The following is a 12,423-nucleotide window of genomic DNA, read 5'->3' on the forward strand; positions in this document are numbered from 1 at the left end:
GATATTTACTGCTCCTTATACTTCTGTAAGACGATACATGCATTGTGTCCGCCAAATCCAAGTGAGTTGCTGATTGCAACATCAACGTCCATCTCGCATGGCTCCTTACAATAATCCAGATCAAGCTCCTCCTCACTCTCCACAAGTCCTCTTGTTCTGTGGATATAACCTTCCTCTATACTCTTGACACAGGCAATACACTCGATGGCTCCTGCTGCACCGAGAAGATGTCCTGTCATAGACTTTGTTGAATTGATCTTGATGTCCTTTGCGTGATCGCCAAATGCCTTCTTGATAGCACGTGTCTCAACAAGATCGTTCAGATGTGTGCTTGTACCATGAGCATTGATGTACTGAACCGCATCAAGTGGAAGTCCTGCATCCTTAACCGCATTGGTCATGGCAACTGCTGGTCCCTCACCTGACTCCTCAGGTGCTGTGATGTGGTGTGCATCACTTGAACATCCGTAACCTGAAAGCTCTGCGTAGATCTTTGCACCTCTTGCCTTTGCGTGCTCAAGCTCCTCAAGAATAACAATACCTGCACCCTCACCGAGAACGAATCCGCTTCTGTCCTTATCAAATGGAATAGAACATCTGTCTGGATCTGTTGATGATGTAAGTGCTGTAAGTGAATCAAATGTTGATATACCGATAGGTGAAACTGCTGCCTCACATCCGCCGGCTACCATGACATCAGCGTCTCCGTACTGGATCGTTCTGAATGCCTCACCGATACTGTTTGTTCCTGAAGCACATGCTGTTACAACATCTATACTCTTGCCCTTGAGACCAAACTGGATCGCAACGTTACCTGCTGCGATGTTGCTGATCATCATAGGAACTACGAATGGACTTACACGAAGTGGTCCCTTTGTAAGTATGGTTCCATATGCGTTCTCAAGCTCCTGAAGTGAACCAACACCTGAACCAATACATGTACCAACTCTGTAAGCATCTTCCTTTGTCATATCAAGTCCTGAATCTGCCATAGCCTCCTGGGTTGCCTTCACAGCAAACTGTGTGAATCTAGCCATACGTCTTGCAGACTTTGGATCAATGTAGTCCTTTGCTACAAAGTTCTTAACCTCGCCGACAAGCTTGCACTTGTATGCTGAAGCGTCAAACTGTGTAATAGGTCCGAAGCCATGCTTTCCTTCCTTAAGTGAATCCCAATACTCGTCAACTGTATTGCCGACTGGAGTTATGGCTCCTATGCCTGTTATTACTACTCTCTTCTTCATACTTATCTCCTTGCATTACTTATTCTGCTTTTTATACATATTTAACCATTCAATTATACTCCAACTGTCAAATGTTTGGAAGTAATTGTGTCCATGTTTTTCTATAAAATTTCGATAAACATTCGCATTTATACATATCTCTTACAGTTTTTCCTTTATCTTTCTGAATATAAACTTCTTGCTTATATAATAATTGAGGAATATCACCAGCACTGATGTGAACGTCTTTATGCCCATCGCCCACAGGTGAAGCCTGTCAACCAGTATATAGATCAGGCCCTCCTCCACCACCAGTGTGAACACCCTGCTCACGTAGAATGACACCAGTTCTTTTATGAACTCCCACGCAGTCTCTGCGACAGTGTGGAACACCGATTTTCTATTTGTTATGAATGACACAAAATTGTACAGTATCCATGCCAGGAAGTTGGCCCTGACAGGTTCTATCCCGCATTTGTACATAAATATCCAGGCGGAGCCAAGATTTACCGCTCCCACGACAATTCCCCACAGTATATATATGTATATCTCCCTGGGTATCTTCTTCAACACTTTATCTACAAACATGTAACTCCCTTATAACATCCGCCTCTTCCGGAAACTCCCGCTCTATCCGCTCGCAGAGACGCCCGTTAAACTCAACCCTTTTCCCATAGTTAAACTTCAGAATATTCTTATATCCCCACAAATGTGTGAACACATCCTGTCTCTCTATATCCGCCGCCTCAGGAAAAAATGAAGCAATGATCTTTCCCTTTCTCGCAGCACACATCGCAAGCAGTCTCTGCTCCGCAAATACCATGTGGCACAGATTTTCCTCAGTCTCCCTACAATTTTCCATAAATTGTATGGAGCTGTCCACATAATAGTTCTTAAATTGCTCCTTAGCCATATATAGCATACAGGTATTTACCGGCGGAACATCCCAGCTCCACAGGGGATCAAAGCTGTACGAACTGTCCATATTGAAAAAGTCCCTGCCGGGATATACATCCGGATATATTCCTTCTCTGTGTATTGCACAAATATCCGTCCCCGCTATGTATTCCCCTATATTCTTCCACACTATAAGGTCCAGATCCACCATGACCGCCGGCATATGCGCCGCCTTAAGCGCATACAGCTTGCCCGCAGCCCAGAACACTCCCGGGGATATGCTGTCAGGAACCTGTATCTCTTTTATGCCGCCATTCCATATATGCGACAATCCCTGTCCCTCAACATAATCAATGGCCCTTGCATCACCGTAAAGTGTGATAGGGCCATTCATTTTTCTCCACATAAGAGCAGACAGGATCATGGTCAAAAGCTCATAATCCTGCATGCTGTAAGTGTTATCTTTACTTTTCTCAAAATAAGGAGCAGTCCACAATATGTGGAATCCCTCTATATCCTTCATATATCCTCCAAGATCCGGTCATGTACTAGATTAGGTCCAGTCCATATCCAAACTTAGCATTGCCACCAATCCGGCTGGTCGGTCTTCTGCTTCTGTTGATAAGCTGCCACTCCTGAGGGAACTCAACCATCAGCTCCTGGCTTGTTCTGATTGAATCCATACTGTCCTGTGGCTGCTGTGTGTCACTTTCAAGCACCATCAGCATATTTTTTATCCGCTGGCTTCCAAATATTCTATATTGGCTTCCTGACAATATTCTCTGGCTACCCAACAACATACGCCGGCTGCCAAACACTCTGTACTGGCTTCCCGCCAGGTATCTGAAGCCTCCCTGACTTCCAAACAGCAGTCTCATCTGACTGCCATTCCACCGGAACCGCTGACTTCCTATCATTCTATACTGGCTACCCGCCAAGTATCTGAAGCCTCCCTGACTACCGAATAACTGTCTCATCCGGCTGCCATTCCACTGAAAACGCTGGCTTCCTGTCATTCCACTCTGACTTCCCATCAAAAGCTTCTGGCTTCCAGTATCCACAGTCTGTTTCGCAGCTTCGCATCCAAGCTCTTCGTATCTGTCCTCAAAAGGGATCAGAACTCCACCGCCGAATTCCACACTGAAAGGTCTGCCGTCCATCATGACATATGTCCTGTAAGGATACAGTCTGCCATTCTGCGCTATCAACTTCATATATACCGGCAATCCACTGTCGAGCCTGTGGAATATGTACGCCTGCGGTGTGGTTGCTTTGACGAAATATCCTCCCGCCGGCAGTGAATATCCAAGCACTGCCTCAAGCTCACCATCCCATTCAATATATACTTCGAATTCTCCAGTCTGGGCATCATAATTCCTGAGGTCAAAATATGCCTTTCCCGTGACAAAAGGAAGCATCCTGGCTATTCTATTGTCAAATAGTGCCACACTCTCGCCGGCACCTCTATTTAAAGACGAATATATGAAACCCACACACAATCTCCATTCCCAAACTAGCCAAAATCTATATCCGACTATTTGCCTTATACTATGTATGGTACTCTATTTCTCCATATAATTCAATTTAATTTGAGGGATTTAACAGTCTTATTTTCCACTAATTTCCTAATTAAAATTACTTGCCAAATGTAAGGACATAATATCTCTTATATCCCTGTTTATCATTTTTGAGAGCCACAAATACTGCAACGCCCATGGTCTTGTATGTAGTATTCAGCATATTGCTGTCATGTGCGGTCGACTTGGACCATGCTCTGAATACGAGATCTCCACCACTGAAACCACATGCAAGATTCTCTCCGTACAACTCGTACATGGAGTTGAGACACAGTGTTCCATTTGGTCTGTAATGGCTGTACTTGTTGCTTATCTCCTTTGCTCTTGTGGTAGCGGTCTCTGTCAGAGATGTTGACACCTTAAGGCTTGAAAGTCCATTTTCTGCACGATGCTGGTTGACCATCTTACTCAGCCTGTTTGCCGCGCCTATATCATAATATCCATATACTCTTGTCTTTCTGCCCTTACCAAGATCGATAGTGTAATATCTCTTGACCGAGAGATCGTACTCTCTCTTATATACAACGCCTCTTCTGTTGACATATGCTATGTAGCCATCGGCTGTCTTATACTTTCCAGCCTTTACAACTCGCTTTGCAGCGCTGTTGAAATAGTAATTGGCTTTTCCGATCTTCATTATGAGCTTCTTTGCAGGCTTCCACTTTCTGCCTGTAAACTTGTATGCCTTCTTGGTGCTGTTGTTATAGCTCATTGTGGCTACGCCTTTAGAGCCGAAATAATATCTGCTGCGGTAGACAGTCTTCCACATATTTTTCTTCTGCACCCATGTGTTCTTCGAGTAATCAAAGTCGTATACCTTCTTTGTACCCTTCTGATCTGTATATCTTGAGGTAACATATCCGCCGTCACATACGTAGTAAGCGGTACTTCCATTTACCTTCTTCCATCCTGATGATGTACGTCTGTTTCCATTTGCATCATAGAAGTAGTATCTGCTTCCGTTGAGCTTGTCGATCACATTTGAGACTCTCTTGTATGACTTGCTGCTTGATATGTATCTGTACAATATATTCGATGCCTGATCATACAGAATGGTACATGTGCCTGATCCATCAAAATACATCAGCTTTCTGCCTGTATTCTTCCACAGGTTCTTGTTCATATCCCAGCTCTTCTTTGAATCGTTAAATGAATACTTTCTGAAAATGCCTGATGCCTTGTAGATCCTCTCCTTTACATAGTGGGATCCACCGCCTGTTACAAATACCATATTGTCATAATTTATATGATACCAACCGCCCTTTGTGACCTTGTCACCATTTGAATTGAAATAATATGTTCTGCCATCGTTGAGAATAAGCATCTGGTTCTTCACCTGGACAAGCTTGCCGCTGCTCAGTGACTTTGCCTTCTTGCTGCTATTATCGTATATCTTTTCACACAGTCCGGAATTGTTCAGATAATAGAGAACGTTATCCACTGTCTGCCACTCGTTCTTGCAGATCGTCCAGTCCTTTGAATCAGCGCTGAATCTGTATATCTTGATGGTATCGCCAGAACGTGTAAACTTCATAGCTGCCACGCCATTTTCATCTATAAGATATCTGGTGCCATCATCGGCATCTATCCAGCCTGCAGTTTTCTGCACTTCACCATTAACATAATATCTGAAGTAACCATCCTCATCCTGTATCACTCCACTCTGAACTACATCTGATGCTGTGGCCAGAACTGCCGTGCCGTCAGCTTCCATCTCATCTGCCTGTGTCACCACATTTGTAGAAAAAATCACAATAGCCAATACAGCAATCGCCATAAGACTGCCTATAGCTTTTGCCGCCATCAGGCTCTTTTCTCTCTTTGCAATATTAGTCTTCATTGTAGACATCTTTACTGTCCTCCTTTTTATTAAACATCAGTTTCCGCAGGGAATCTGACGTTTGTGTGCATTCTGCTACGTTCGTAGTATACACGTGTTACATATTTTTTACAAGTATAACTTTTTTACAAGTTTTTTGTTACAAATGTGTTAAGTTGCCCCATCTTGGATTATTTGTCTACATATGGTAAAATAAATCCGCGAAATTCAAAAACAGACAACGAAAAATGTCTGCCAACGGCAGTACAGAGAAAGGATACATATATTATGGGAGCTATTGTTACATTAAAAAAGGGAGAGGGACGACTTCTGAAGTCCGGCGGAGCATGGATATTTGACAATGAGGTCGACACCATAGTCGGCAGCTTTGAGAACGGCGACATCGTCATAGTAAAGGACTTCGACGGTTATCCACTCGGCAAAGGATTCATAAATACCAACTCCAAGATCTTCATCCGCATTCTCACAAGACATGTGGACACCGAGATCAACGAGGCATTCTTCACAAAGAGACTTCAGGATGCATGGGATTACCGCAAGAAAACCGTCGACACCAGTAGCTGCCGTGTCGTATTTGGCGAGGCTGATTTTCTGCCGGGAATCGTCATTGACAAGTTTGAAAACGTGCTTGTTGTCGAATCACTGGCACTCGGCATCGACAAAGTTAAAAATTTGTTAATAAATATTTTAAAAAATATACTTAAAAATGATGGTATAATAATCGAGGGTGTTTATGAACGAAGCGATGCAAAAGTCAGAAAACACGAGGGGATGAATACCTATAAAGGGTTTATTGGTGACGAATTTAACACAAAGGTTCATATAAATGAAAATGGCGTTCGATATATTGTTGATGTGAAAGACGGTCAGAAGACCGGATTCTTTCTGGATCAGAAGTATAATCGTCTTGCTATTCAGAGAATATGTAAAGATGCAAAGGTTCTTGATTGCTTTACACACACAGGCTCCTTTGCTCTAAACGCAGGCATAGCCGGTGCTTCCAGCGTTTTGGGAGTAGACGCTTCAGAACTTGCTATTGCCCAGGCCAGAGAAAATGCAGCGCTCAACGGATTGGAGAGCACTGTATCTTTTGAGTGCAGAGATGTATTTGATCTTCTTCCTGAACTGGAATCAAAAGGCGAACAGTTTGACGTTGTCATACTTGACCCGCCGGCATTCACAAAATCAAGAAATTCAATAAAGAACGCAGTCAAAGGCTATCGCGAGATTAATCTGCGTGCTATGAAACTCGTAAGGGATGGTGGATTCCTTGCAACTTGTTCATGTTCACATTTTATGGATTTCGAGTTATTTACCAAGACCATAAAACAGGCCGCCATGAATTCACATGTAAGACTTCGCCAGGTAGAGTTCCGCACACAGGCTCCTGATCACCCAATATTATGGGCTGCAGATGAATCTTATTATCTGAAGTTCTACATATTCCAAGTAATAAAGGAGAGATGACACAATGCAACTAATTCAGAGAAATAAGGATTCAGCATATTTGCAATACGACAAGTATGTAAATTATGACAATCCTATCGTCGCTGCAAAGGCAAAGGAACTTGCTGCAGATTGCAAGAGCAGTGATGAGATCATACAGGCATGTTACTATTTTGTCCGGGATAGGATTTCTCACACATATGACAGCAACTTTTCAGTAATAACTATCAGCGCTTCCGATGTACTGGAAGCCAGCACGGGCATCAGCTATTCAAAGGCCAATTTGCTGGCAGCACTGCTTCGTGCCAACAACTTATATACAGGATTCTGCTATATCCGTATCAAGCACAAGGGCGGACTTATGGCTATGCATGCACTTAATGCGGTATATCACCCAGATCTCAAGAAGTGGATACGTCTTGATGCCCGTGGCAATAAATACGGCGGTTTCAACGCCGATTACACACATAATGAGACTCAGATGGGACATGTGATTGATTCAGCAGCCGGAGAGTATGAGTTCAACGACCTCATCGCCGTACCGCTTCCATCAACCATGAGGGTTCTCGAACAGAGTACCAACTTCTACAAGATGTACTTTAACGATATGCCAGATTATGACGCTTAAAAAAATATTACCAGCGGATGACCGCTGGTAATATTTTTCTATACTATATGAATAAGAGGGGAACCGATCCATGTCAAAGACAAAATCCAAAACCATATTAAGAATATCTTTTAACTCACCTGTGGTACTTACATTTGCACTCATTTGTCTGGGAGCTTATCTCCTGAATATCCTCACAGGCGGCAAAAGTAACTTTCTTCTATTTGAAGTATACAGAGCCCCTCTCACCGATCCTTTAACCTACATCCGCATGTTTGCCCATGTGTTTGGTCACGCAAGCTGGAGTCACCTTATCAACAACATGACGCTGCTGCTTGTGATCGGCCCACTACTTGAGGAAAAATACGGCTCAAAGGATCTGCTCATCGTAACCATCACTACCGCACTGGTGACAGGAATCGTGCATTTTATATTCTTCCCTGGTACAGCATTGCTCGGCGCCAGCGGAGTGGTATTCGCATACATTCTTCTGTCTTCTTTTGCATGTATAAAGGACGGCTCCATACCGCTCACCTTCATACTTGTTGCAGTGCTTTATATCGGCGGACAGGTGGCTGACGGAGTGTTTGTGAAGGACAATGTGTCGAATCTCACCCACATTATCGGGGGGATCATCGGAGCGTTCTTCGGGTATATCTCAAGTGTCAGGAGATGATATGACGAACGGACGGATGACATACTCTCCAGGGACAGAAATTGGGTCTCTATATATGTAATCACGCTCGACTTACCTCACTTTGCTTTGCTTATATCTGCACGCGGCTCCCGCTCGCTATAAGGGCGTTGCGAGCTCCGCCTTAGCAGTAAGCAGCAAAGTTCAGGCGTCTTCGCTACCGATTACATATATAGAGACCCAATTTTTATATCCCTGGAGAGTATGTCATCCTGATCTTGTTGGATATATACTTTTCAGATCATTCTCCTGACATATTTCGATAAGAATTTTTATTATACATACTGATTTTCTCAAATTAAGCGTAATCTTTTCTCAAAACATGCCGCCATCTTTTTTCTTCAGATTGCTCTGCAATCTACAATTTCAGGATTTCCTCTGGGCTTTCTACTATGTTGTCGGCGCCGACTGCCTCGAATTCTTCCCTGCTGCCGTAACCGTAGAGGACTCCTATGGTCTGGAGGCCGCAGGCTTTGCCACCTTCTATGTCGTAGCGTCTGTCGCCTATCATCACAACCTGGTTTGATTTTATCATATCTTCTGTCAGTCCGTGATCCTTCTTGAGGCTTTCAAGGACCTGGGATATGATGTGCTTCTTGTCTGATCCTGTTCCGTCGGGATTACTTCCAACTACAACGTCAAAATATTTTCCCACATCGAACTTCTCAAGGATACGGAGTGTCGGCTCTGTCGGCTTGCTGGTTGCAACTGAGAGTATGCAGCCCTTCTCCTTAAGGGCACGCAGGGTGTCTGCCACTCCGTCGTACACCTCAGCCTCGAAGAGACCTACCACGTTGTATCTCTCTCTGTACTTGGCCACCATCTCCTTTGCCCTTGCATCATCCATGTCGAATTCTCTCACAAAAGAATCATACAGGGACGGCCCTATAAAGCTTCTGAATACTCTGTATTCAGGATATGGAATTCCAGCCCAGTCCAGAGCATATTTTATACAGTTGAATATTCCTTCCTCAGACTTGGTGATGGTTCCATCAAGATCAAATAATAAATATTTGTACATATACCGTCTTCCTCCTTGCGAAAATAATGGGTCAGGCACACCAAAAAAGCGCTTACCGAAATGCCCCGCAAATTCTATGAATCTGTGGGGCATTTGTAGTATTTATATATTGAAACTACCCATGAATATTACATGATATCAACATCTGCTGAGTAATCCACACCGTCGATCTTGAAACCGAACATGTTGTAGAAATCCTCCCAGTATCCATCGATGTCTGCTATATCCTTGACATTGTCATTGTTGACTGTATCCCAGTGCTCAGCAACAACTTCCTGAACATCATCTCTCATCTCCCAGTCGTCCATACGGATGAATCCGTTGTCGTCCACCTGGGTGTCATCCAGGATCTTATCCATGAACAGTCTCTGCATCTGCTCTATGCATCCCTCGTGGAGTCCCTTCTCTTTCATAACTTTGTAGAGAAGTGTGATATACAGAGGTACGATAGGGATAGCTGCACTTGACTGTGTGACAAGAGCCTTGTTGATGGCTATCTTCGCCTTTATGTTAGGGAACTTTTCATTTATAATGTCTGCTGACTTGTACAGATCCTTCTTTGCCTGTCCGATCGATCCCTCAGCGTAGATAGGGAATGTGATCTTTGGTCCTATGTATGAGTATGCAACTGTGATCACGTTATCTGCCAGAACTCCGGCATCTGAGAGTGCCTGCATCCAGTCGATCCAGTCCTCACCGCCCATTACCTTGATGGTGGCATTGATCTCGTCATCATTTGCCGCTGTTATATGTGCATCTGTGATGGTGTTGTCCTTGAGTACAAGTGTCTTGTTGGTGTACTCCTCACCTACTGTCTTGAGTACAGATGTGTACTTTGTTCCATCTGGAGTTGTTCTTCTAGGGGCAGCCAGGCTGTATACGATCATGTCTATCTTGCCCATGTCTGCCTTGATGGTCTCGATAACCTGCTCCTTGATCTCGACTGAGAACGCGTCGCCATTGATGGACTTTGCATAGAGTCCGGCCTTGTGAGCCTCCTCCTCAAATGCTCTGTTGTTGTAGAAGCCAGCGGTTGCTGTACGGCGTCCATTTGACTCCTTCTCAAACATAACGCCGAGGGTATCTGCGCCATAGCCAAATGCAACTGCGATACGTGATGCAAGTCCGTATCCTGTTGACGCTCCGATCACCAGAACCTTCTTAGGTGCGTTATCGCTCTTAACTGCTCCCTTTGACTTGACATACTCGATCTGATTCTTTACATTCTGTGCGCATCCCACCGGATGAGCTGTTGTACAAATAAAATCTTTAACTCTTGGTTCAACTACCATTTTCAATTCTCCTTATAAAACATAATATATTTAGTGCTCTTTGTTGGCAAACTTCGTGTATTCCTGCAGCCATACCAGATCCACAGATCCGGTGGCACCTTTTCTCTGTTTAGCTATGATTATCTCCGAGATACCCTTCTTGTCGGTATCAGGATTGTAATAATCATCTCTGTATATGAACATAACCACATCGGCATCCTGCTCGATAGATCCCGACTCTCGGAGATCCGCAAGCACAGGCTTGTGATCCGGTCTCTTATCAACCTCTCGGTTAAGCTGTGACAGCGCTATGATAGGCACATCCAGCTCCCTGGCAAGCATCTTCAACGATCTCGACATATCAGATACGAACTGCTGTCGCGACTCAACTCGTCCCGTCGTGCTCATAAGCTGCAGGTAGTCGATGATAATGAGTCCAAGATTGTTCTTGCTCTTGAGCTGTCTGCATTTTGATCTCAGTTCGGATATGGTGAGTGCTGAACTATCCTCTATGTACAGCGGTGCGGCAGCTATACTCTCCGCACTGGCAAGCACCTGATCCCAGTCGTCCTCAGCCAACTGTCCCGTCTGTACCTTCTGGGAATCAACCAGGGAATCCATGGCTATCATACGCGTTACAAGCTGCTCCTTGCTCATCTCCAGGTTGAATATCGCAGTGGCAATTCCCTTGCGCACAGCAACATGGTGGGCAATATTAAGGACAAATGCCGTCTTACCCATGGCAGGTCTAGCAGCCACCAGTATAAACTCCGATCCATGGAGACCGGTGAGCATATTGTCCAGATCTATGAATCCCGTAGGGATACCTGTTACTCTTGTGTTCTTTCTGGAAGCCTCCTCTATCTGCTCGATAACGTTCATGACGATCCTGTCGATCCCCACAAATTTGCTGGAGCCGTTCCTCTCCTTTATCAGATTGAACACACCGCTCTCGGCCTGTTCAAGAAGCTGTTCAACTCCCTCAGAATCCAGATAACAGTCCTTCTCCACTTCCTCGCACAGCTTTATCATCTTCCTGAGTATGGATTTGTCCGCCACGATCTCTGCGTAATGCTTGGCATTCACCGATGTCGGAACCGTCTCCAATATCTCCGCTATGGATTTGGTGCTTATGACCTCATCAGGTACATTGTTCTCCTCAAGCTTGTTCTTCAGGGTTACCAGATCGACCGCCTTACCCTCCTTGAACAGTTCTACCATATTCTCGAACAATATTCCGTACTGACCGTAGTAGAAATCCTCCTTGGTCAGCATATCGGACGCCTCCACTATGGCATCTCTGTCCATGAGCATGGAACCTATAACAGACTTCTCGGCATCCAGATTGTAGGGAAGCTTTTTTCTTGCAAATGCATCTTCCATGTTTTATCTATACTCCTTATGCTTCCTCGACCTTTACAGCAAGCTCTGCCTGAACCTCAGGGTGAAGCTTGACCTTCACTGAAAAGCTTCCTAACGCCTTGATGGAGTCCTTCATAACGATCTTCTTCTTGTCTATATCCTTGCCGAGCTGGCTCTTGATGGCATCTGAGATCTCCTTTGTGGATACTGAGCCAAATGTTCTTCCGCCCTCTCCAACCTTGATCTTAACAGTTACTGAAGCCTTCTCAAGCTCTGCCGCAAGTGCCTTGGCATCAGAAAGATTCTCTGCTGCCACCTTCTCCTCATGAGCCTTGCGGAGCTTGAAATCATTCATATTCTTTGGAGTTGCCTCCATGCCGAGCTTCTTAGGAATGATGAAATTTCTTGCGTAGCCCTCATTTACCTCTACCATTGCGCCTTTCTTTCCAAGGCTTTTAACATCCTGTAATAATATGACCTTCATA

12 protein-coding genes are annotated in these 12,423 nt (G+C 44.5%); 3 read left to right on the forward strand and 9 right to left on the reverse strand.

The features are described from left to right. Nucleotides 1-5: 5 nt before the first annotated feature. The 5 genes from fabF to GT575_RS02050 form a co-directional block, all read right to left on the reverse strand. Nucleotides 6-1,244, reverse strand: a complete 1,239-nt coding sequence (gene fabF, locus GT575_RS02030; protein ID WP_117550046.1) for a beta-ketoacyl-ACP synthase II — start codon at nucleotides 1,242-1,244, stop codon at nucleotides 6-8. A gap of 141 nt (nucleotides 1,245-1,385) precedes the next feature. Beyond that, entirely contained in the window at nucleotides 1,386-1,811 is a 426-nt protein-coding gene (locus GT575_RS02035) for a GtrA family protein (protein ID WP_015534521.1), read from the reverse strand. Then, the gene (locus tag GT575_RS02040) at nucleotides 1,798-2,643 is read right to left on the reverse strand and encodes a DUF6734 family protein (protein ID WP_161171390.1); all 846 of its coding nucleotides are present in this window, start codon (nucleotides 2,641-2,643) and stop codon (nucleotides 1,798-1,800) included. The genes GT575_RS02035 and GT575_RS02040 overlap by 14 nt, the downstream gene beginning before the upstream one ends. A gap of 25 nt (nucleotides 2,644-2,668) precedes the next feature. Further along, the gene (locus GT575_RS02045; protein WP_161171391.1) at nucleotides 2,669-3,613 is read right to left on the reverse strand and encodes a hypothetical protein; all 945 of its coding nucleotides are present in this window, start codon (nucleotides 3,611-3,613) and stop codon (nucleotides 2,669-2,671) included. 142 nt (nucleotides 3,614-3,755) lie between these two features. Further along, nucleotides 3,756-5,546, reverse strand: a complete 1,791-nt coding sequence (locus GT575_RS02050; protein ID WP_161171392.1) for a CAP domain-containing protein — start codon at nucleotides 5,544-5,546, stop codon at nucleotides 3,756-3,758. A gap of 258 nt (nucleotides 5,547-5,804) precedes the next feature. Here GT575_RS02050 and GT575_RS02055 point away from each other — a divergent pair, with 258 nt between their 5' ends. From GT575_RS02055 to GT575_RS02065, 3 genes are all read left to right on the forward strand, one after another. Continuing rightward, nucleotides 5,805-7,004, forward strand: a complete 1,200-nt coding sequence (locus tag GT575_RS02055) for a class I SAM-dependent rRNA methyltransferase (RefSeq protein ID WP_161171393.1) — start codon at nucleotides 5,805-5,807, stop codon at nucleotides 7,002-7,004. Nucleotides 7,005-7,008: 4 nt separating this feature from the next. Then, on the forward strand, nucleotides 7,009-7,611 hold the full coding sequence (locus GT575_RS02060; RefSeq protein ID WP_015534517.1) for a transglutaminase-like domain-containing protein: 603 nt from the start codon (nucleotides 7,009-7,011) through the stop codon (nucleotides 7,609-7,611). Nucleotides 7,612-7,681: 70 nt separating this feature from the next. Next, the gene (locus tag GT575_RS02065; RefSeq protein WP_161171394.1) at nucleotides 7,682-8,266 is read left to right on the forward strand and encodes a rhomboid family intramembrane serine protease; all 585 of its coding nucleotides are present in this window, start codon (nucleotides 7,682-7,684) and stop codon (nucleotides 8,264-8,266) included. A gap of 376 nt (nucleotides 8,267-8,642) precedes the next feature. Here GT575_RS02065 and GT575_RS02070 read toward each other — a convergent pair whose 3' ends face one another. The 4 genes from GT575_RS02070 to rplI form a co-directional block, all read right to left on the reverse strand. Further along, on the reverse strand, nucleotides 8,643-9,305 hold the full coding sequence (locus GT575_RS02070; RefSeq protein ID WP_161171395.1) for an HAD hydrolase-like protein: 663 nt from the start codon (nucleotides 9,303-9,305) through the stop codon (nucleotides 8,643-8,645). A gap of 128 nt (nucleotides 9,306-9,433) precedes the next feature. After that, nucleotides 9,434-10,597 (reverse strand): enoyl-ACP reductase FabV, encoded by a 1,164-nt coding sequence (gene fabV, locus GT575_RS02075; protein ID WP_055222328.1) that lies wholly within the window; start codon nucleotides 10,595-10,597, stop codon nucleotides 9,434-9,436. A gap of 30 nt (nucleotides 10,598-10,627) precedes the next feature. Then, entirely contained in the window at nucleotides 10,628-11,959 is a 1,332-nt protein-coding gene (gene dnaB, locus GT575_RS02080) for a replicative DNA helicase (RefSeq protein ID WP_015534513.1), read from the reverse strand. A gap of 16 nt (nucleotides 11,960-11,975) precedes the next feature. Further along, nucleotides 11,976-12,422: a 50S ribosomal protein L9 gene (gene rplI, locus GT575_RS02085; protein ID WP_161171396.1), complete on the reverse strand. Its 447-nt coding sequence runs from the start codon at nucleotides 12,420-12,422 to the stop codon at nucleotides 11,976-11,978. Between the last annotated feature and the right edge of the window lies 1 nt (nucleotide 12,423).

It is taken from the genome of Coprococcus sp. BIOML-A2, from assembly GCF_009875795.1.
Lineage (GTDB): Bacteria > Bacillota > Clostridia > Lachnospirales > Lachnospiraceae > Coprococcus > Coprococcus aceti.

Excerpts from the sequence above, each read along its gene's own strand:
- fabF (WP_117550046.1), bottom strand. The coding sequence starts at position 1,244 with ATGAAGAAGAGAGTAGTAATAACAGGCATAGGAGCCATAACTCCAGTC.
- GT575_RS02035 (WP_015534521.1), bottom strand. The coding sequence starts at position 1,811 with ATGTTTGTAGATAAAGTGTTGAAGAAGATACCCAGGGAGATATACATA.
- GT575_RS02040 (WP_161171390.1), bottom strand. The coding sequence starts at position 2,643 with ATGAAGGATATAGAGGGATTCCACATATTGTGGACTGCTCCTTATTTT.
- GT575_RS02050 (WP_161171392.1), bottom strand. The coding sequence starts at position 5,546 with ATGTCTACAATGAAGACTAATATTGCAAAGAGAGAAAAGAGCCTGATG.
- GT575_RS02055 (WP_161171393.1), top strand. The coding sequence starts at position 5,805 with ATGGGAGCTATTGTTACATTAAAAAAGGGAGAGGGACGACTTCTGAAG.
- GT575_RS02060 (WP_015534517.1), top strand. The coding sequence starts at position 7,009 with ATGCAACTAATTCAGAGAAATAAGGATTCAGCATATTTGCAATACGAC.
- GT575_RS02065 (WP_161171394.1), top strand. The coding sequence starts at position 7,682 with ATGTCAAAGACAAAATCCAAAACCATATTAAGAATATCTTTTAACTCA.
- GT575_RS02070 (WP_161171395.1), bottom strand. The coding sequence starts at position 9,305 with ATGTACAAATATTTATTATTTGATCTTGATGGAACCATCACCAAGTCT.
- fabV (WP_055222328.1), bottom strand. The coding sequence starts at position 10,597 with ATGGTAGTTGAACCAAGAGTTAAAGATTTTATTTGTACAACAGCTCAT.
- dnaB (WP_015534513.1), bottom strand. The coding sequence starts at position 11,959 with ATGGAAGATGCATTTGCAAGAAAAAAGCTTCCCTACAATCTGGATGCC.
- rplI (WP_161171396.1), bottom strand. The coding sequence starts at position 12,422 with ATGAAGGTCATATTATTACAGGATGTTAAAAGCCTTGGAAAGAAAGGC.